Here is a 22117-nt window from a genome sequence, read left to right as displayed (position 1 = left end):
CTTATTCTCCTTTGATTCCTTTTGGTTTCATACCTAAATACTGTACCACAAAGCCCGCGCTCAGGCAATAGGCCAGATAACGGGCGATCAGGCTTTTTTCTCCCTCTCAGCCATCCACGGCAGGATAAAGCCCAATCCCACCAGCACAAAGGGCGTGATGATGTTGAGTACCAGCTGGAAGGGATCTTCGGAATAAATACCTGTGATACATGCAAATGCGGTAAAAACAAAACACCAGGTTCCCACCAGGATTCCCGGAATCCTCCCCTTCAGGAAGCGATACTCGGCCTGAAACTTGTCCCCTGCCTTTTTTAACGCGATATATGCCACAAACACCCAGAGATAGCGAAGGGGCATGCAGACGGAATTTACCTTCACCAGCCAGCGCACCAGCACGTCCACATTCTTGATCCCAAAGGCAGGCACAACGATCAGTACACACACAATGAGCAGAACCAGCCTGTGGCCGTTTACATAGGTGCCGTGTTCATTTTTCTCAAACATCCTGCTTGGTATGAACCGGGAGTCAGCGCTGTCCAAAAGCATGCGCAGCGGCGCGTCCACGGACAATACCATGACGGAGAACTGACCGATGAGATTGGTCAGGGCATATACTACCACAAAAAAATTGCCCATATGATAGTATTCTCCTAATTTCTGGAACGCATAATAAGCTCCGTTGGTCATCAGATCACCAGGAATATGGTTGGAGTCAAACATCATGCCCAGGGCAATGGTTCCCAGGATGGCGGTCACAGCCACCATAAGAGCCAGGGCAACCATTCCCTTGGAAAAGTCCCTGGCAGGGTCCTTCATCTTATTTACATAGGGAGATATCTTCTCACAGCCGCCCACTGCAAATACCAAAATCGAGAGCCCCATAAAGAAACTCATATCAAAGGTAGGCATAAAGGTCCGCACCGACCATTCAATGGGCACAAAGGCGCCGGTGGTCAGGGCCGGCGCCGCCACCATCATTACAATAAACAGCATGGACATAATGAACATGGCTGATCCGGCCAGAGTGGACAAACGCTTGAGCACGCTCATTCCCTTGCTGGACAGATACATTGCAAACAGGAAGATCACCAGACAGATCAGCTGCATCACCGTGGTATTCATGCCGCTGGCCCTCTTGTCCTGGAACAAGGCCCAGCTGGCCGCGATCACCGTGGAATTGGGCTTTTGTGAGATATAGGGCATATGCACTACCCAATAGGTCCATCCCGCATAATAGGCCATCCTGGGACCGATGGTCTCATGGATCCAGGAGCTGACACCGCCTCCCGCATGTTTGAAGGTGGATCCCAGCTCTCCCACCATCAGGGCATAGGGCACAAAGTAGATCGCAAATATCAGGATCCAGGACACGATCGCCTTCAGCCCGCCATACTCTGAAAATCCGTTGATCACATTCCCAAATCCCCACACTGTGGAAAATGCCATAAAAGCAAGGGTATGCCATAGTATCTTTCTGTCATCCTTATGCTGCTTCATTTTTGTCTTTCTCCTTATCTGTACCTGTTTTTCCAGGAATTTATCTTCATGGAGAAATATTCTTCCCCGAACAGCAAAAAGACATGCACTTTTTATTCTCTCTCCCCGCAATTAGCGCTGTTATTATCCAATATTCTAAATACTCTCCCCACCTCATATGATGATATGAGGTGAATCAGATGCAATCATGTGAATTAGTAATGTCCATATCAGCCCTTGCCTGCTGTATCGCCGAAGGAAGATCGCCTGAGGAAATTGCCCTTATCAGTTCCATTTACTCGCAGCTGGGTGATACGCTCAATACGATCGCCGCCCACCAGGCGTTATGCCAGCCCTGTGACTCAGAAAAAAAGGAGGATTCGGGGAAATCCGGCAGCTCAGGACAGTCCGGCAGTTCTGGACAGACCAACCGTTCTGGGCAGGCCGGCAGTTCTGGGCAGACCAACCGTTCCGATAAACAACAGATATAAAAAAAGCAGTACGAAAACCATGGCATAAGGATCCTGTCATCCATTCCTGCATGGTTTTCTGTACTGTCTTTCTTATATTGTAACTGTTCCGTCCCGAAACTGTTACCTTATATTTTATTTAGGGCGGCCTGTTCCTTTAAGTGTTTCACTGCCAGGGACAGCTTCATGCTGTTGGACCCCTTGAACAGCACACAGTCCTCCGGCTTCAGGTGTTCATCCAGCCAATGCTCCACTTCTCCCAGCTCCCTTAAAGATACTTGGGGAATTCCGGGCGCCAGAGCAGCCAGCTCATCTCCTATCTCAGCAGCCAGTTCCCCCAGCAGAACCACCTGATCCACGGGATGAACGGCGATATATGCGCCGATCTCTCGGTGGAACCTGGGGGCATCCGCTCCCAGTTCCTTCATATCCGCCAGTACAGCGATCTTCCTTCCCTCTCCCGCCACGGAGCAGAGCACTTCCAGGCCCGCCTTCATGGATACAGGGCTTGCATTATAGCTGTCATCGATCACCGTCACACGGTCCAGCGTGAAGATCTGCTGTCTTCCCTTATATCCTTCAAACTCCTCCAGCTTTTCAGCCGCCGCTTTCATGGGAACACCGTATGTTCCGGCAACGGCCAGGGCTGCCAGGGCGTTGCTGACCATATGGCTGCCCATGACGCGCAGGCGGACTGCAACGCGCTCATTGCCATGGACTGCCGTAAACACAGGATACCCCTGTTCCAGGTGAAGGTCCTCCCCCCTGTAATGGCAGCCCTCAGACAATCCGTAAAGGATCTTCCTTCTGCCGTTCTCAGGAACCACATCCCTAAGCAGCCCGTCATCCCCGTTAAGCACAAGCAGACCGTCAGCTGCCATATTGTCCTGGATGTGGAGTTTTTCTTCCAGGATATTCTGCTGGGATCCCAGCTGTTCAATGTGGGTCACACCTATGTTGGTCATCACAGCGCAGTTCACCTGAGCCACTCTGGCAATCCTTGTCATCTCTCCCGGCTCACTCATGCCCAGTTCAATGACTCCGATCTGGGCCTCCTGCGGAATCTCGGCAATGGTAATGGGTACACCCACCTGGCTGTTACTGTTGCCCGGTGTCTTATACACGCAAAATCCAGCACTGAGGGCAGCAGCGATCATCTCCCTGGTCGTGGTCTTCCCCACGCTTCCTGTGATCCCCACCAGGGGAAGGGTCCTGCCTGCCCTGCAGTACGCCCCAAAATCCTGAAGGGCTTTTCTGGTATCCTCCACCTGGATCCAGGCGGCCGCCAGGGCGCGTTCCCGTCTGGCAGAGTCATCCCCCGACTGAGCCTTAACAGTCTCCTGCACATCCTCCGGGGAGTGATGGCGGCTGGTAAATACGGCTGATGCCCCATTTCCAAGGGCCTGGCATATGAAATCATGGGCGTCCACATTTTCCCCTATGATGGGCACAAAAAGGTCGCCGCCCTCCATTTTCCTGGAATCAAGGCTGATATGCCCGATGAGTATCTCACCCTCTCCCCATAAAAGTCTGCCTCCCACGGCCTGTGTCAGTTCCGCTGCTGTTATCTCTTTCATCTTTATGCCTCATCTCCCAGCCTGTTTACTACTTCTTCAATGACTTCCCTGTCCAGGAAATGATAGCGCACACCGTTAATTTCCTGGTAGTCCTCATGGCCCTTTCCAATCACCGCAACCATATCCCCGGGCCGGGCATGGGTAATGCTGTATTCGATGGCCTCCCGCCGGTCGGGTATCTCTATAAACACGCCTCCGGTCTTCTCAATGCTTCCCCTTATGTCCGCAATAATATCCTCCACCTTTTCAAAGCGGGAATTGTCCGCGGTCACAATACTTAAATCAGCCAGCCTTCCGCCGATCTCACCCATGGAATACCTGCGCTCCTTAGAGCGGTTTCCGCCGCATCCAAACACCACCACCAGGCGCTTTGGATGATACTGGCGCAGTGTGGACAGCAGGCTTTCCATGCTCACTGCATTGTGGGCATAATCCACAAGCACGGTGCAGCGGGCGGAGGTGTGTACGATCTCCATCCGTCCATTGACCCGGACATGCTCCAGGGCATGGCTGATCCTCTCCTTTGAAAGATTCAGGAAGCTGCAAATGCTCACTGCCGCCAGCGCATTGTCCACATTAAACAGCCCCGGGATCCCAAGGCGCACATCCATCTCATATCTGCCCTTTACATCAAACTCAGTGCCCACAAAATCCGGACGGGACACATAGCGGATGTTGGATGCGGTAAAATCAGCATCCGGCACACCCTCCCCCTCCTCCAGAACACTGTAGGTGTGGATGGCGCAGGACGCGTTCCTCACAACGGCCTTAAAATGGCTGTCATTAGCATTCACAAGGCCCACCTTACACATGTTCAGGATCCTGGACTTGTAATACAGATACTCCTCAAAATCCGCGTGCTCATCCGGACCGATGTGGTCAGGGGAAATGTTGGTAAAGATACCGTAATCAAAGGTGATCCCATCCACCCTGTGCATCTTGATCCCCTGAGAGGATACCTCCATAATCATATACTGGCATCCGCTCTTTGCCATCTGGGAAAATGCCTGGTGCAGCTGCCAGGACTCCGGCGTGGTGTTCATGGTGGGGGTAACGGTGTCGCCTATGACGATTCCCGTGGTTCCGATCATTCCCACCTTTTTGCCTGCCGCTTCCAATATGGCTTTGATCATATGGGTCGTGGTGGTCTTTCCCTTTGTTCCGGTGACCCCGATGGTGATCATCTTTTTAGCAGGATAACCAAACCGGGCCGCGGATAAAAGAGCCAGGGCACGGCGGCCGTCCTCTGTCCTGAGTACGGTCACATCCGCCAGTTCCTCCGGGGACAGTCCCGACCGGGCCATCTCCCCTTCAATCCCCCGCTCTGTCACAAGCACCCTGGCACCGGCTTTTAATACCTGGGGCACAAACCCGTGGGAATCCACCCTGGTTCCCGCCATGCAGACAAACACAGCCCCGGAAACCACTTTCCTGGAATCATACACCACCTCTGTCACTTCCCGGTCCAGGCTTCCCTGTACCAGTTCATACCCAAGCCCCTCTAGCCAATCTCTTAATACCATATGTTGTCCTCTCTATCCATTCTGTCACGGCAGTCCGTTATATTAGAAAAGTCCTGTGATCTTTCCGTTCTTATCCACATCAATATTCTCCGCAGCCGGTTTCTTTGGAAGACCCGGCATGGTCATGATGGAACCTGTAAGGGCAACCACAAAACCGGCCCCCGCGGATACGTATGCATCCCTTACATTGATGGTAAATGCAGTGGGACGTCCCAGCTTTGTCTGGTCATCAGACAGGGAGTACTGGGTCTTTGCCATACAGACAGGAAGATTTCCAAATCCCATGTCCTCAATGTTCTTCAGGGCCTTAGATGCGGCCGGAGTATAGGAAACACCGTCCGCGCCGTAAATCTCAGTGGCAATGGTATGAATCTTATCCTTTAACCCCATCTCATCCGGATACAGCACATGGAAGTTTCCGGGCCTGTGCTCCAGGGTTTCCAGCACCTTTTCAGCCAGGGCAATCCCGCCCTCGCCCCCCTTTGCCCAAACTTCGGACAATGCAAACTGACATCCCATATCCTCACAGAATTTCTTAATATAAGCATATTCCGCCTCTGTATCTGTTGTGAAGGAATTCAGGGTCACAACCACAGGGACATCATACTTCTGGATGTTCTCTATGTGTTTTTCCAGGTTTACGATCCCCCGCTTTAATGCCTCCAGGTTCTCCGGTCCAAGCTGGTCCTTGGGAACCCCGCCGTTGTATTTAAGCGCCCGCACCGTTGCAACCAGCACAACTGCATCCGGCTTTAACCCCGCTTTCCGGCACTTGATGTCAAGAAACTTCTCGGCTCCCAGATCAGCGCCAAAGCCCGCCTCCGTGACCACGATATCCGCCAGCTTAAGGGCTGTCTTGGTTGCCCTTACGCTGTTGCAGCCATGGGCGATATTTGCAAACGGTCCCCCGTGCACCAGCACGCCTGTATGCTCCAGGGTCTGGATCATGTTGGGCTTTAAGGCATCCTTTAAAAGAGCCGCCATGGCTCCCACCGCATGCAGGTCCGATGCCGTCACAGGCTGTCCTGCAAAGCTGTAGCCCACAATAATGCGTCCCAGACGCTCCTTCAAATCTTCCATATTGTCTGCCAGGCAGAGAATGGCCATGATCTCTGAGGCAACCGTGATCACAAAATGGTCTTCCCTCACCATGCCGTCAGCCTTTGCCCCCAGTCCAATGACAATATTGCGCAGGGCCCTGTCGTTCATGTCCTCACACCGTTTCCACAACACCTGCCTCGGGTCGATGCCCAGGGCATTTCCCTGCTGGATGTGGTTGTCCAGGAGAGCGGCCAGCAGATTATTGGCTGAGGTAATGGCATGAAAGTCTCCGGTAAAATGCAGGTTCAGGTCTTCCATGGGAACCACCTGGGCATATCCGCCTCCGGCAGCCCCGCCCTTGATACCGAAGCAGGGGCCCAGGGACGGCTCTCTCAGGGCTATGATGGCGTTTTTCCCCATCCTGCCAAAGGCCTCCCCCAGCCCCACGGTGGTGGTGGTTTTGCCCTCACCGGCAGGCGTGGGGTTGATGGCTGTCACCAGCACCAGCTTTCCGTCCTGTTTGTCTTTTACCTTTTCCCACAGTTCATCTGTGAGCTTGGCTTTATATTTGCCGTAAAGCTCCAGGTCATCCTCCGAAATCCCGTAAGAGGCAGCAATCTCCTTAATGGGCTGCATTACCGCTTCCTGAGCAATCTCAATGTCTGATTTCATGGATACATCCTCCTTAAAATAATTTATTTTCCTTATTTCAGTATTTCCTCAAATTCCTCTATGGTCATGAGCACTTTCCTGGGTTTTGTCCCCTCTTCCTCGCCCACCACACCGGCATCTGCCAGCTGGTCCATAATGCGGGCCGCACGGTTAAAACCTATTTTAAACATCCTCTGAAGCATACCGATGGATGCCTTTTCTTTTTCTATAATGAATTTGCCTGCCTGGACAAAATATTCATCCCTGTCGCTCTGTGCTCCCCCTGTATCGGCGCTGGGCGAGGACACCCGGCTCTCAACTTCCGGATTGTACTCCGCCACCATGCCCTGCTCCGTAAGGAAGTCCACCACACGGCCCACTTCCTCATCCGATACAAAGGCTCCCTGGACGCGCTGGGGTTTGGGGAAACCGGCCGGATAAAAGAGCATATCGCCCTTGCCCAGCAGCTTCTCAGCCCCGTTCATGTCAATGATGGTCCTGGAGTCCACACCCGAGGATACGGCAAATGCGATCCTGGACGGCACATTGGCCTTGATCAGGCCTGTGATGACATTCACAGAGGGCCTCTGGGTTGCGATCACCAGATGGATGCCAGCTGCCCTGGCCAGCTGGGCCAGGCGGCAGATGGAATCCTCCACCTCTCCCGGGGCCACCATCATAAGATCTGCCAGCTCATCGATGATGATCACAATCTGAGGCAGTTTCTCAGGCTTATTCTCATCCTCTATATCCTTTATCTTCTCGACCCTCTCATTATATCCCTTCAGATCCCTGACATTGCAGTCTGCAAACTTCTTGTACCGGTCCGTCATCTCAGCCACCGCCCAGTTCAGAGCGCCGGATGCCTTTTTAGGGTCTGTCACCACGGGGATCAGAAGATGGGGGATCCCGTTATACACACTAAGCTCCACCACCTTGGGATCCACCATGATCAGCTTTACATCATCCGGACTGGACTTAAATATAATACTCATGATCAGGGTGTTGATACACACGGATTTGCCCGAACCAGTGGCGCCTGCAATGAGCAGATGGGGCATCTTGGCAATGTCGGTCACCACCACCTGGCCGCCGATATCCTTTCCCACTGCAAAGGCCAGCCGGGATTTATGGCCTGTGAACCCGTCCGCCTCCAGCAGGTCCCTGAGATATACCATGTTGTTCTCTTTATTGGGCACCTCGATCCCCACCGCAGACTTACCCGGAATGGGCGCCTCGATCCTGATGTCCGCAGCTGCCAGACTCAGTTTGATGTCATCGGTAAGGCCCACGATCTTGCTCACCTTCACCCCCTGTTCAGGCAAAAGTTCATACCGTGTAACGGCCGGCCCGCAGCTTATATTGGTCACGGTCACGCCCACGCCAAAATTGTGCAGGGTCTGCTGCAGCTTGATGGCCGTGGCCTTATACTCATCGCCGGAAAAAGCTCCTGGATTTTTATTGCCCTTTTTCAGAAGCCTGGTGGGAGGGAATATATATTCCTTTTTTACCACCTCTTCCTTTTTTTTGATCTCCTCGGCAACGGTCAGATCAGTTTCATCCTTGGCCGCTGTCTCCTCATGTTTCTTTTCTATTTTTTTCTGAAGCAGTTCGGTCTCGGTCTCAATAACTTTTCCCGATGCGGTCACCACACGCTTGGGCTCCTCGGGAACAAATACACTGTCATAATTAAGGCCCTGCTCCGAGGTGTCCCGGCTGTATGTATCCATACCGGAAAAGTCCCCGCTCTCCCCTGGTATCCCTTCCTCCCGGCTGTCCCAGGGCACTTCACTGTACCCTGACGGCTCCCCCTTCAGGGAGTCCGCCATATCCATCTCCTCCAGGGTCCGGTTATCCTTATGTACACGGATGGTATCCTGGTCATCATACCCAAATCCGTCTTCCTCCACCGAAATCCCCGTCACCACAGGGGCATCGGACTCCCGTCTGCTGTGCCCTTCAATAGACCTGGCCAATGCTCCCACATCATCCAGGTCAAGCCCATCCGTATCCTCCTGCCCGTGATTTAAGGGCGGATCAAATTTGCCCCTGAACTCATTCACCATGACCGGAGCGCCGGATGCCGCCACGCTGTCCATGGCAGGGCTGTCCTGGTACTCATCCGGGATCTCATCCAGATCAGCGCCGAACTCCCTGTCAAACTCTTCCTCATCATACTCTTCCTCATCATAATCGTCATAAGCAGTAAGCCGCGTGGCATCCAGGTTGACGCCCCGGACCTTCTGTTCCTCCCTGAGGCGCTTTCTCTCCTCCGCCCTCTGGGCATGCACTTCCCTGCGCCTGTCCATATCTTCCCTGGCGTACTGGTAAGCCTTGTCCCCGCCCTTTTTTACAACGTTTACAAAGGAGCGTTCCGTGATGCACACCATGCAGATGATAAACAGCACGGCCAGGATCAGAAAGGTTCCCGGTTTTCCCAGTCCGATAATAAGAAAAGAGGTCAAAACACCGCCGATCCATCCGCCTCCAACGCCGGTCAGGTAGGACTGCTTATAATAGTCCCCCCATGGCGCCCCTGCGGGAGCGGTCCCGAAAAAGAGCTGGAGCAGCCCGCAGATCGTGACCACTGCCGCCACCACTGCCGCCAGTTTCATGGCCGCATGAAGGTTTCCCTGATTGGACAGATGAAAACAGGTGCCCACAAAAATAAGTACAGGCACCAGATATCCCACCATACCAAAGATCCCCAGCTGTACGCCTCTGAGTACATCACCCACCACGCCGCACAGCCTGAAATTACTTAAAAACAAAAGGATGGCAACAGCAAAAGAGCAGATGATGACCACTTCTGCTCTCATAAACTCTGTATTTTCTTCCGTATAGCCCTTTTTTCCTGAGGTTTTGCGGCCTTTTGAGGACGAGCTGCCCTTTCCTGATGTGCTGCCCTTTGGCCTGCCCGGTTTTCTGTTTCCACTCTGCTGTCGTTTGCTTGAATCAGCCACAAATATAGCCCCCTGTCATTCACTTACAAGTCTGATGTTATTTCCTGGGTATCCAAACACTGTGTTCTTCCATTTAGGCCCAGTTATAGCTAGTATACAAAAAAATCCGGAGAAATGCAACGTTTAAAAAACGGACCCCTGGCAGAGGTCCGAAGTTTTTTGGCTTTTCGCTATGATTTCCCGTCTGTTTACGGGTCCTGTACCTCACCTGCCATCTTTTCATCCAGCATGTATACGGCCGAACTGAATTCCACCACACGGGTCAGGCTTCTGGGATTGACCTTTTCAGGATCCACTCCTGCATTCTGGCTCAGGCGCTTTAGGTACTTATGGACATTGCTCCGGTCCAGGGGCGTCCCTTTCCAGTTCACAAACACAGGTCCGCTCTGGATCTCCTGCTTCTTGCAATACGTCAGGATCTGACGCCTTAAACGGTCCGGTATAAATATCACCCGTGATCTCTTTCCACGGGGGATCACCATATATCCTCGGGATACAGCCTCCACGGTCACATACCGGTGCTCGCTTATATTGATCTTTGTGGAAGACAGGATCTGGATCAGATAATAGAGGCGCAGGTTCCCCTGCTGCTTTGCCTCCTTTAACAGCTGCCTGTACTCGGACAGGGTCAGCTCCTCCCCCATCACCGGAAGGCTCTCTCCCGGCTCCAGGGCCGGAATCAGGTACTCCCAGCCAACGGACTTAAAAAAGGCATTGACCGCCGCAATCTTGGAATTGGCGCTGCTTGTCCGGTACTGCTGCTCCAGGTATTCCCTGTAACGGCTCAGTCCCTCTTCACACACCGGCGCGCCTTCCAAAAATAATATGTACTGCATCAGGTCCGCTTTATATTTGTTCACAGTCGCTTTCGCATATCCTGATTCCTCTAAATGGATACAAAACCCGCTTAACAGTTCCTGGGTAATCTCCCTGCCTGTCTTTTCCATACTTGGAGTTCCTCCACTTTATTCCATGGTATTTTATGGCAATTCTTTTGTATAGTACCTATTATGCCTTATTTATCATGAAAATTCAAGTGAATTGAAGCCGGGAGGGGGAGACTTTTTATGATGCTTCCCTGCATACATCTTATCATGGAGCCAGTCTCTCCCCCGTGCTTTTGCTCCGGCGCAACCGGATCCGGATTTTTGGATCCATCACCTGGCGATCATCTGCGGCGCTCCCTCTCATCTATCATTTCATACAGCTTTCCGAGGGCTTCCTTGATTCCGCCCACCCGGTTGATCAGTCCTGCGTCCACAGCCTGTTCTCCCACCAGCACGGTGCCCAGGTCCCGGGTCAGCATCTTTGTGTTGTGCATCAGATCCCTGAGCTGGTCGTAGGCGATATCCGCATGGTTTGCCACAAAGGTGAGGATCCTGTCCTGTATCATTTCAAAATACTCGTAGGTCTGGGCTGTTCCGATCACCATGCCTGTCATGCGTACCGGATGGATCATCATTGTTCCTGAGGGCACGATAAAGGAATAGTTGGTGGACACTGCCAGGGGCACGCCGATGGAGTGGCTGCCTCCCAGTACCAGGGATACGGTAGGCAGGCTGAGCGAAGCGATCATCTCAGCGATCGCCAGCCCCGCATCCACATCCCCGCCTGAGGTGTTGAGAAGGACCAGAAGTCCGTCCACGCTGTCGTCATCCTCGATCTCAGCCAGTTTTGGAAGAATATGGTCATACTTGGTGGTCTTGCTACTCCCTGAAGAATTCTCATGTCCCTCCACCTCGCCGATAATGGTGATCAGGTGGATCTTCCTCTGTTTACGGTTGTCCTCCAGAATGACCTGGCCATACTCCTCCAGGCGGTTATCCTCTTTTTCCTCTATTTCTTTTTCCAGCTTTTTGGCTTCGTCATCCTTTTTTTCAGGTTCCTGGTTTTCATTCCTGTTTTTCTTGTTATTTTTTCCCTGTCCCATGACCGGACCTCCCTTTCATGAAGTATTACGTTACTATCCGCAGTCTATGGATAGTCTGCACCAACAGGGACAAAATATGCATATGAGGATCACAATGCTTCCAGGTTACAAAAACAGCCGGCCAGCAAAAATATACGCTGACCGGCTGCTGCATTTACTTATCTATGAAATTTTGCAACAGTTCAGGGCGGCTCATCAATCGCCCAGTACGTTCCTGATCGCCACCGGAGACCTGTAGTTCCAGGTGGAGATCTTGATGCCGCTCTTTCGGCTGGCTGCATGGACCACCTGTCCGTTGCCGATATACATGGATACATGGTTGATCTTTCCGCCGCTGCCTGCATAGAAGATCAGATCACCCGGCCTCATGTTGCCGGAGGTAACCGCCTTGCCCATCTTGGCCTGGGAGCCGGAATAATGGGGAAGGGAAACACCAAAGTGTTCCATTACCTTCATGGTAAATCCGGAGCAGTCCGCTCCCTTTGTAAGGCTGGTACCGCCCCAAACATAGGGATTTCCCACAAACTGCAGTGCGTAGTTGACAATCTGGGAACGGCGGGATGCCGCGTTATTAGCCGCAACCTCCTGAGGCGAGAATTTGATGGCTTCATTCAGGGCATAACGCACCTCCACATTGTTATCCCTTGTGGAAATGTACGCCTTATCCTTGGTGCTTCCATCTTCCTCATCCACAGAATCCAGCTCGATCTCTACCCATCCGTCCAGCTGGGCCACTACCGGATATCTCTCATCCTTTACGATCTGGGTCCAGATCTTGGAATCCGTGCTGGGCTCCGTGCGCACGTTGAGCACATCCGTGTTGATAACAGCCTTCAACGCAGCTGTCTGCATGGCAATATCCTTGGCCTCCTGGCCGGTGGCCGTAAACTGCGGGTCCGCGGATACATAACCGATAATGGGGCCTGATTTGATCTTGTACCATCCATCCAGGGTCTCCAGGATCTCACCTGCCGCCTTACTTGTCATCTTGCCAATGATCTTTCCGTCCTGCTTGGGTTCGGCCCGCACGTTCAGGTAATTATTCACCTTGGATATCACCAGATTGTCGTACTGGTTGATGGCCATGGCCTTCATATCCAGTTTGCGTCCTTCATTCAGGGAATAGGAAACATCCGCATAATCCGCTGATATATAGCCTTCTTCGATCTGGATCCATCCGTCCTGCTGCCCCAGGACCACATACCGTTCGCCCTTTAAGGCCTGTCCCACCACATTGCTGGGATCCAGTTCCGGTGCCTGGCGGATGTTAAGGTTGTCCGCTGTAACCGTGGCCCTCAGCTTAACCAGTTCTTTTGCCTTGGCCCTTGCTTCCTCCCCGGTGAGCAGGTACTGGTTGCTGATATATCCGTCCACACCGCCTGAGGTGATGTGGGACCAGTCTCCCTCTGTGCCCAGTATCTCGCAGGCGCCGTCTCCGGACAGCTTACCGATGATCTTACCGTCCGTGCTGGGTGTCTCCCTGATATTCAGATATCCGGACACCTGCACAATACCCAGGTTGGTGTAGGAGCTGATGGTTTTATCAATCTCCTCCTCTTCCTTCCTGGCGGCCTCCTCCTCCGGTGACAGTGAACCTTCCGCCTGTGCCTGAGCCGGGGTAGCGATCTGGCCTTCCTGTGAAGGCGTACTTCCCGCCACCCGCCCGGAGGCCGGCTTCTTTACGGTCTTGATTCCCACAACAATTAAGCCCACCAGGATCACTGCTGCCAGCAAAAGCAGGAGATATCTGGGGTCTATGTTCTGATTACGTTTTCTTCTGGCCTTGTTAAGGCTTGATAAATAATCCTTATGTTCAAGCATGATTCCGTTCGTCTCCAAATTAGTTTTTCGGCATGTAAACTCATACAGCGTAAAGTATATCACAAAATTGTATGGGAAAAAGTGAAATATTTCTTAAATTTCGTAAGGAATTATTTGGAGAGCATCATTCTGTCATTGGCAAACTCGCCTCCGCTGGCTTCGGAGAACTTTTTAAGAAGATCATCCACGGTAAGATTTTTCTTGGCCTCGCCGGAAATATCGTAAATGATACGGCCGTCATTCATCATAATGAGACGGTTGCCGATCTGGATGGCGTCCTTCATGTTATGGGTTACCATAAGTGCTGTAAGCTTTTGTTCCGTTACCATTTCATTGGTCAGGTCCAGAACCTTTTTTGCAGTCTGGGGATCCAGGGCGGCCGTGTGTTCATCCAGAAGCAGGAGCCTGGGCTTCTGAAGGGTTGCCATCAGAAGTGTCAGGGCCTGACGCTGTCCGCCGGACAAAAGTCCCACCTTGCTGGTCATCCTGGTCTGAAGCCCAAGGCCCAGGCGGGTGAGCATATCCCTGTAATAGTCTTTTTCATTGGCGCGGATCCCCCAGCCCAGACCGCGCCTCTGCCCTCTTCTAAAAGCCAGCGCCATGTTTTCCTGGATCTCCATACCCGCGGCCGTGCCCTTCATGGGATCCTGGAACACGCGTCCGATGTATTTGGCCCGCTTGTGCTCCGGCTGTCTGGAAATATTGATCCCGTCTATCTCTATCTTTCCCGAATCAATGGGATACACCCCTGCTATCATGTTGAGCATGGTGGATTTACCGGCGCCGTTGCCTCCTATGACAGTGACGAAATCACCGTCCTTCAGGGAAAGGTCGATACCGTTTAAAGCCCTCTTTTCGTTGATGGTTCCCTTGTTGAATGTCTTTCTCACATTAGTCAGTACCAGCATCAGCTTTCCCCTCCTTCTGAATATGCCCTATAGGCTTTCCATTTTGCGGCCGCCACCGGGATACACAGGGCCAGGGCCACAATGATGGCGGAAAGCAGCTTCATATAGTTTGGATTCAGCCCCAGCTGCAGCACAACGGCACGGATCACAAAATAGATAACGGAACCAATGACCGCTGCCGCCAGTTTGCAGGCAAAGTTGCGGAACCATCCAAAGATCACTTCTCCGATCACGATGGCCGCCAGTCCGATCACAATGGCTCCGGTGCCCATCTGTATGTCTGCGTATTTCTGGCTCTGGCACACCAGTGCTCCCGACATGCCCACCAGACCATTGCTGATCATCAGGGCCAGGAGTTTGGTAACACTGGTATTGACCCCCAATGCCCGTATCATATCCTCATTATTGCCCGTTGCCCTGAGGGCGCTTCCTATTTCCGTGCCAAAGAACCAGTACAGGACCGCCACAACGATCACCGCCGCGATAATGCCGATCACCTGGGAGGACTGGGCCTGGTTCAGCCCCGTGGCCCCTGAAAGCTGGGTCACCATGGAATCCACCTTCAGAAGAGGAAGGTTGCTCTTATTGCCCATGATCCACAGATTGATGGACCACAAAGAAATCTGGGTCAGGATCCCTGCCAGAATGGATGGGATTTCAAACACGGTGTGCAGGATACCTGTGACAAAGCCTGCCGCCATGCCCGCAAGGGTGGCAAGAGCCAAGGCCGCCACCGGGTCCATGCCCCTGTTTACGATCAGCATGGCGCACACGCAGCCGCCCAGGGCAAAGCTGCCGTCCACGGTCAAATCCGCGATATCAAGCAGCTTATATGTTATGTACACGCCCAATACCATGATCCCCCAGAGCACACCCTGCCCCACTGCATCCAACAGCGCGGGGCCCATGCCCTGCAGCGCATTTAGTATATTCATCTTAAACCTCCATTTGTAGTGCATTTTCGTACTGCTATTTTGATCATTCTATAAATAGCTTGCCCAAACCTCCCATGGCAGCGCGCTCCGGCTTGAGCAAACCATCTATCACATAACCAGTTTTAACCAAAAAAAGATTGCTCCTGAACGCTAAAATGGGGTGCCGCAGGTTCCGGCGGATCTTCATGTCCGCCGGAGCCCCGCAGCACCGCCTTTGGGAAACATCCTGATACAAATATTACTTCAGATTAGATACATCGATTCCAAGTGTGGAAGCTGTCTCCTCATTGACTGTCAACCCACACTTTTCAGCCGGAAGGTACTCGATTGGCATATCGGCCGGTGAAGCTCCCTCAGTAAGGATCCTCACTGCCTGCTGGCCGGTCATGTAGCCCAGCTGGTAGTAGTCGATCCCGTAAGTTGCAAGACCGCCGTTCTCCACCATTCCGGACTCTCCGCAGATAACAGGAAGTTTGTTGTCCCCTGCAACCATGCCCACCGTGGTCATACCGGCCGCAATGGTGTTATCCGTTGGCGCGTAGATGGCATCCACCTTGCCCACCATGGACTGCACAACGGTCTGGATCTCATTGGAACTGGATACGGTGAAATCCTGGCTGGTCATTCCCGCCGCCTCAATGGCTTCTTTTGCCATCTGTGCCTGGATCTCGGAATTGGACTCTGCTGAGCAGTACAGGATCCCCACTTTTTTTGCATCGGGAAGGATCTTCTGAAGCAGCTCCACCTGCTCCTTTACAGGGGTCAGGTCAGAGGTTCCTGTTACATTGCCCCCTGGCTTTTCATTGGTATCCACAAGGCCTGACTCAGCAGGGTCGGTCACTGCTGTCACAAGCACGGGTGCATCTGAAACAGCGCCTGCCACGGCCTGTGCTGCCGGGGTCGCAATGGCCAGGATCAGATCCTTTTTGTCATTAGCAAATTTGGATGCAACGGTCTGGCAGGCGGACTGGTCGCCGGATGCGTTCTGCTGATCCACCTCATATGCGATTCCCGCATCATCCAGGGCTGCGATAAAACCTTGGTTTGCCGCATCCAGAGCCGTGTGCTGGACCAGCTGAAGGACGCCGATCTTATAAACCGTGCCGTCCGCTGCCTGTGCAGATGTCTCCTTGGCTTCCCCGGCATCTTCCTTGGATGTCTCAGCCGCCTCTGCAGCGGTTGCCGCTGCGGTATCTGCCGCCGTGGTGTCTGCTGCTGTCCCTGCCGTGCTGCCGCCGCATGCGCTCATGGACAGAACCATGGCACCCGCAAGCACCAGAGACATGATCTTTGATGTTTTTTTCATAATGCTCTCTCCTCTTTTCATCCCATAGATTGCTCCCGTTCAGGGATGTTTTCTATCATACTACAAAAAAATTCCGCCGTCAATTTTATTACTTTAAATTCCTGCGAATTTAAAGCGATAAAGTGTATTTTTTTGCGTACAATCTATTTTTCACAGCGGTTTAAGGGGAGAGAGACTACAAATTCCGTGCCCTGTTCCAGCCTGGAGGTCACATGGATGGTTCCATGATAAAAATTCACAATATGCTTCACAATGGAAAGTCCCAGGCCCGTGCCTCCCTGTTTGCGGCTGCGCCCCTTATCCACGCGGTAAAACCGCTCAAAAATGCGGTCTAAGCTCTCCTCAGGGATCCCCATTCCATTGTCCCGCACCCGGATGACCATGTTGTCGTCCTGCTCCCGGATATTGATCCAAACCTGTCCTCCTGGGTGATTATATTTTACCGCATTGCTTAAAAGGTTGGTGAGAAGCTCTTTGATCTGCTGGACATTGGCCTTTATGCACAGGGGCTGGCAGTCCACATGCATGAACACCTGGCTGGATGCCGCCTGGGGCTTTAAGCTGTCCATGATCTCCTCCAGCAGCACGCTGATGCGCACATCGGTCATCACCACCTCCGCATCCTTTGCCTCCAGCCGGGAAATCATCAGGATATCATTGATAAGGCCTGTCATATTGGCCGCCTCCTTCTTAATCCTCCTGGCAAAATCCATTTTCATGGACTCATCCTGGATCATCCCGCTCTCCAGCAGTTCCGCATATCCCTGGATCGAGGTAATGGGGGTCTTCAGCTCATGGGATGCATTGCTGAAAAATTCCTGGCGTATCTGTTTTTCCCTGTCGATCTGGCTCAGATACTCCTTCACATTCTGGGACATATTAGTGATGGTCTCGGCAATGACATTGATCTCCGGATACTGGTACCTGTCAAAATGCAGCTCCGTGTAATCCCCCTTTACCTGCAGCATTTTCCTGGAAATATCCCTCATGGGCCTGGTGACCGAGGACACAAACCGCTGGGTGGTGATCAGGGAGCACAGCATAGCCGCCCCAAAGCTTACAATGGCGGCAGGCAGCAGCATGGGAAGGTATTCGCTGATGCCCGAATAGGGTACGGCCAGCCGCAGGACCATGTCGGCGTGGTCCGACCGGCAGGCCACGTAAAGCATGGTCTTCCCCAGGGTGCTGGAATACCTTCTGGCATGCCCTTCCCCCTTTTCCACCGCCATCCGTATCTCTTCCCTGCCCAGATGATTGTCCAGATACTCCGCATCCGCATCCGAATCCGTGATAACGGTTCCGTCTGTCCTGATCAGGGTGACCCGGCTGGAATCCTGGTCTGTAAATGCCTCCAGCTTGTGCATCTGGCTCATCAGGTCCCCGTCATAATCCAGTATGCTGTCAATGGCCCTGATGGTGTATTTCATGTCCCGGCTGGACGTGGTCAGGATCATATTGCTGCTGGCAATATAAAAGATGACGCTGTTAATACACAGCGCCGCTAACAATACAAGAATAAAGCGTTCCAATATGGCTTTACGCATGATCTCCTCCTAAGGTAACTCCAACATATTCAGCGAGCTATGCTTCCGCCTTGATCATGCGGTAGCCCACTCCCCTGACCGTCTTGATACAGGATCCCCCCTCTTCGCCCAGTTTCTGGCGCAGGGTACGTATATGCATATCCAAGGTCCTTGTCTCCCCGTCATACTCATAACCCCATATCCGGTTTAGCAGTTCATCCCTTGTTACCACCCGGGACTGGTTTTCCAAAAGATATACCAGAAGTTCAAACTCCTTCAGGGTCAGCTCCGACACCCGGCCGCTGCTCATAACCTCCCTGGTCTTTCGGTTTACGGAAATCCCCTGGTAAGACAGTACGTCCCGTTCCTCCTCCCTCCTGGTCCTGCGCAGCAGGCTTCGGATACGGGCTGACAATTCCAGGACCCCAAAAGGCTTAACCATGTAATCGTCCGCCCCGCAGTCCAGTCCAACCACTTTGTCCAGTTCCTTTTCCTTGGCGGTCAGAAGCATGATGGGAATATCCTTAAGTCCTTCTGAAAGCCTGACCTGCTTGATCGCCTCAATTCCGTCCATCCCCGGAAGCATCCAGTCAAAGATGGCAAGGTCCGGCTTTTCTTCCTTCATCCTTGCCAGGCCCTCCTCGGCTGTCTCAAACCCTTCCGGATCATAGCCAAAGCCCTCCAGGGCAATCTTTAACAGGTTCCTGATATTCTCATCATCCTCTATGATATAAATCCGTTCCATCTCCGCTTCTCCGCCTTTCTGAGTATGTAGCTTCCACGTATAAGACTGCCATCCGTGTACAAGGCTGCCATCCGTGTACAAGGCTGCCATCCGTATACACACGGCCGTGCATGGAAGATATGTAAACAGCATACCAAATGCAAGTAAAATCCGCCCCATGGAATTGTAAAATCTGCGTAAATTTTTTACGATCAGAGGATTTCCCTGTATAATCCCAGGACATTTTTATAAAAAACAGCCTCTATGTCCGACTGGGAAAAGCCTTCCCTGCTCATGGCATCTGCCAAAAGGGACAGCTGGGATGCGTCCTTCATCTCCAGTTCACATTCGATCCCGTCAAAATCAGACCCCAGGCCCAGACAGCCGATTCCGCCTATGTTGCGGATATGCTTCATGTGATCCACCATATGGGAAATGCGGCTGATCTCAGATTCTCCCTCTGCAAAATCGTGTAAAAAGCAGGAGTAGTAATTAATCCCCACCACTCCTCCCCTCTCCGCCAGGGCGCGTATCATCTCATCAGTAAGGTTCCTGGCATGGGAGGCAACTGCCCTTGCATTGGAATGGCTGGCCACAAACGGTTTTTTTGTATGGCGGAACACATCCCAGATCCCCGCATCGTTTAAATGGGAAATGTCAATGATCATTCCCAGGCGCTCCATTTCCCGGACAAACCGGACCCCTGTTTCTGTCAGGCCGTTTTCCGTGTCCGCCACCAGACGGGAACGGCCATTTTCCTGCATTTCCCTTTTGTTTGGAAATGCCAGTTCATTCGGATAGTTCCAGGTCAGGGTCATCATCCTGACACCCAGCCGGTAGAAATTGCGTAAAAACCCCAGTTCCCCCTGGCAAACGCCTCCCTCCTCAATGGTCAGAAGGGCCGACATCTTTCCCTGCTTCCAGTTCTCCTCAATATCTTTGTAGGATTTTACAATACCGATCATATCCCTGTGGGCTTCCATCTCATTATAGAATGTATCCAGAAGCTGCATACAGTATTCAAAGGGCTTCCCCTCCGCCCGGTCCAGATTGGTATATAGGGCAAAGTTTTGGAGCCCGTAATCACCTGCCTGCATTTTCTTAAGGTCGATCATCATGGAATTCTCCAGGATCGATGCGTTTCCGCCCGCCCTGTGATCCTTATATAATTCAGAAATGGTGTCACAATGCATATCAACAACCTTCATACCTGTTCCTCTTTTCCCGGCCCTCCCTGCATGTCTTCCTCATTCCCTGTCATGGAGCCGTTTTTGTACTCTCAATCTATTCGGGACCGCGTCAAATTATTCAGTCACTCACAGTCTATACTGATTCAGCTGTTCTGTCAATCATGGCAGCGCGGCTTAAGGCCGCGTCAATAGAGACAGCTATATTATCCCTGCCGATCTCCAGGTCAAAACCGGACTTTTCCATCACTGACATGGGCTGCTCATTGACATGGGACAGGATCATTGTGATGTGTGCTTTGCGGCACCGGGCATGAAGCTTTTTCAGGCTGTTTAACGCAGTTGCATCCATGGCTGGTACACTTCTCATGCGCAGGATCAGGACCTGTTTCTTTGTGTCAAGGGGAATCTGGGCAATCTTGTCCGCTGCGCCAAAAAACATGGGGCCGTCCACCTCAAACACCATCACATGCTTTGGCACCGGCTTTAAGTCAATTCGTTCCCTGTCATCCCCTTCCCTGTAATCCTCCTCATACTTCCATCCATATATATCGGAAACATCAGACATCCGTTTCATAAACAGCAGGGAGGCCAGGACCAGCCCCACTCCGATGGCCATCACCAGATCAAACACCACGGTGAGGAAAAATGTGATCAGCAGTACTGCGGTATCGCTTTTGGGAGAGGTCTTTACCACATCCAGAAATTCCCTCCACTCGCTCATATTATACGCCACCATAAAAAGGATGGCGGCAATGGCCGGCATGGGGATCAGAGCCGCATAGGGCATAAGGAAAATAAGGACTAACAAAAGGACGGCGGCGTGGACCATACCGGCCACCGGTGTGCGCCCCCCGTTCTTAATGTTGGCCGCAGTTCTGGCAATGGCTCCCGTGGCCGGGATCCCGCCAAACAGGGCGGAAGCCGCATTGCCCGCTCCCTGGGCGATCAGTTCCATGTTGGAATTATGCTTTCCTCCCACCATGCCATCTGCAACCACACAGGATAAAAGGGATTCAATGGCTGCCAGGACCGCAATGGTCAGAGCATCAGGCATGACCCTGCGGACCAGTTCAAAGGAGATCTGGGGCAGGTGAAAAACGGGCAGGCTGGAGGATATGGTGTACAGATCCCCAATAGTATTTACTCTCAGATCCAGGCCTTTTACCAGCACGGCGGAAACGATCACCGCCACAAGCGAGGGGGGTATCTTCTTAAAAAATCTGGGCCATATAATAAGGATTCCCAGGGACAGCGCCCCCACCGCTACCGCCATGGGGTTAAAGGTGCCTGCACAGGCAATGACTTCATGAAGCTTTTCCATGGTCTCCACAGGGGATGTTTCAAATGTCAGTCCCATAAAGTCCTTGATCTGCCCAATGAATATGGTGACAGCAATACCGGTGGTAAAACCAGTGGTGATAGTATATGGAATGAACCGGATCAGGCTTCCCAGGCGCAGCACGCCCATAATGATCAGCAGAATGCCGGCCAGGATCGTGGCCACCGCCAGTCCCTCCGTCCCATTTTTGATCACGATACCGGCAACAATGGTGGCAAATGCAGCGGTGGGCCCTGCGATCTGCACCTTGCTTCCCCCTAAAAAGGAGATCACAAAGCCGGCCACAATGGCAGTGTAAAGGCCCTGTTCCGGCGTCACACCCGAAGCAAGGGCCAGGGCGATGGACAGCGGGAGGGCTATGATCGCCACAATAATGCCCGATACCACGTCATTGACAAACTGTTCTTTGGAATACTGTTTCATGGACAGAAACAGCTGCGGTGTTAAATCTTTCATACTCTTCTCCTACCCTTTTGTATAATTATAAAAATTCTATAAACAGCTTTACTATAAATGGTAACCAAGGGTCATATCAAGAGCTTTTTTTCATGTTTCTCATCTAATACAAAACATACTTGACTATATCGAATATCGATATTATAATTATTATATCGAATATCGTTATAGTGTATCATACCAGCAACTAATGCTCATGTACGGTAAGGAAGCAAGCAACCGAAAACAAGAGATAGACCGCCAGCACTACACTATTCCGAACCAAAGACCAAAAGATAAGCATT

The 22117-nt window shown here is 52.2% G+C and carries 15 protein-coding genes and 1 pseudogene; 1 reads left to right on the top strand and 15 read right to left on the bottom strand.

Translation table 11 applies throughout. The features are described from left to right. Positions 1-87: 87 nt before the first annotated feature. Entirely contained in the window at positions 88-1497 is a 1410-nt protein-coding gene (locus ABID13_RS25870; RefSeq protein WP_007858170.1) for an APC family permease, read from the bottom strand. A 179-nt stretch (positions 1498-1676) separates the two neighbouring features. Here ABID13_RS25870 and ABID13_RS25865 point away from each other — a divergent pair. Continuing rightward, positions 1677-1859, top strand: a pseudogene (locus ABID13_RS25865) (DUF6774 domain-containing protein); the annotation flags it as partial. Positions 1860-2074: 215 nt separating this feature from the next. On the opposite strand, the gene ABID13_RS25860 reads toward ABID13_RS25865, so the two are convergent. The 14 genes from ABID13_RS25860 to ABID13_RS25795 form a co-directional block, all read right to left on the bottom strand. After that, complete coding sequence (locus tag ABID13_RS25860; RefSeq protein WP_045092532.1) at positions 2075-3523, bottom strand: UDP-N-acetylmuramoyl-tripeptide--D-alanyl-D-alanine ligase; 1449 nt, start codon at positions 3521-3523, stop codon at positions 2075-2077. A 2-nt stretch (positions 3524-3525) separates the two neighbouring features. Further along, entirely contained in the window at positions 3526-5046 is a 1521-nt protein-coding gene (locus ABID13_RS25855) for a UDP-N-acetylmuramoyl-L-alanyl-D-glutamate--2,6-diaminopimelate ligase (RefSeq protein WP_048931232.1), read from the bottom strand. Between the two features lie 42 nt (positions 5047-5088). After that, positions 5089-6759, bottom strand: coding sequence for a formate--tetrahydrofolate ligase (locus ABID13_RS25850; protein ID WP_007858196.1), 1671 nt, complete (start codon positions 6757-6759; stop codon positions 5089-5091). 32 nt (positions 6760-6791) lie between these two features. After that, positions 6792-9701 carry a DNA translocase FtsK gene (locus tag ABID13_RS25845; RefSeq protein ID WP_007858198.1) on the bottom strand — a complete coding sequence of 970 codons (2910 nt, stop codon included), beginning with the start codon at positions 9699-9701 and terminating at the stop codon, positions 6792-6794. A gap of 188 nt (positions 9702-9889) precedes the next feature. Further along, complete coding sequence (locus ABID13_RS25840; RefSeq protein WP_007858208.1) at positions 9890-10648, bottom strand: tyrosine-type recombinase/integrase; 759 nt, start codon at positions 10646-10648, stop codon at positions 9890-9892. 221 nt (positions 10649-10869) lie between these two features. Continuing rightward, on the bottom strand, positions 10870-11631 hold the full coding sequence (locus ABID13_RS25835) for a ClpP family protease (protein ID WP_007858209.1): 762 nt from the start codon (positions 11629-11631) through the stop codon (positions 10870-10872). Between the two features lie 195 nt (positions 11632-11826). After that, positions 11827-13452 (bottom strand): C40 family peptidase, encoded by a 1626-nt coding sequence (locus ABID13_RS25830; RefSeq protein ID WP_007858210.1) that lies wholly within the window; start codon positions 13450-13452, stop codon positions 11827-11829. Positions 13453-13562: 110 nt separating this feature from the next. After that, positions 13563-14360 carry an ABC transporter ATP-binding protein gene (locus ABID13_RS25825; protein WP_007858211.1) on the bottom strand — a complete coding sequence of 266 codons (798 nt, stop codon included), beginning with the start codon at positions 14358-14360 and terminating at the stop codon, positions 13563-13565. After that, on the bottom strand, positions 14360-15295 hold the full coding sequence (locus ABID13_RS25820; protein ID WP_007858212.1) for an ABC transporter permease: 936 nt from the start codon (positions 15293-15295) through the stop codon (positions 14360-14362). Before ABID13_RS25820 ends, ABID13_RS25825 begins: the two co-directional genes overlap by 1 nt. Before the next feature lie 238 nt (positions 15296-15533). Beyond that, a complete protein-coding gene (locus ABID13_RS25815; protein ID WP_048931233.1) occupies positions 15534-16601 on the bottom strand; it encodes an ABC transporter substrate-binding protein in 1068 nt (355 codons plus the stop codon). A 143-nt stretch (positions 16602-16744) separates the two neighbouring features. Continuing rightward, complete coding sequence (locus ABID13_RS25810) at positions 16745-18145, bottom strand: sensor histidine kinase (RefSeq protein WP_007858223.1); 1401 nt, start codon at positions 18143-18145, stop codon at positions 16745-16747. Between the two features lie 37 nt (positions 18146-18182). Continuing rightward, entirely contained in the window at positions 18183-18869 is a 687-nt protein-coding gene (locus ABID13_RS25805; RefSeq protein WP_045092666.1) for a response regulator transcription factor, read from the bottom strand. A 191-nt stretch (positions 18870-19060) separates the two neighbouring features. After that, the gene (locus ABID13_RS25800; protein ID WP_048931234.1) at positions 19061-20056 is read right to left on the bottom strand and encodes a dipeptidase; all 996 of its coding nucleotides are present in this window, start codon (positions 20054-20056) and stop codon (positions 19061-19063) included. A 115-nt stretch (positions 20057-20171) separates the two neighbouring features. Further along, on the bottom strand, positions 20172-21833 hold the full coding sequence (locus ABID13_RS25795) for a SulP family inorganic anion transporter (RefSeq protein ID WP_048931235.1): 1662 nt from the start codon (positions 21831-21833) through the stop codon (positions 20172-20174). Positions 21834-22117: the final 284 nt, after the last annotated feature.

This window comes from Enterocloster citroniae, assembly GCF_040545455.1.
GTDB lineage: Bacteria > Bacillota > Clostridia > Lachnospirales > Lachnospiraceae > Enterocloster > Enterocloster citroniae.
This window is presented reverse-complemented; position numbering and strand designations above follow the sequence as displayed.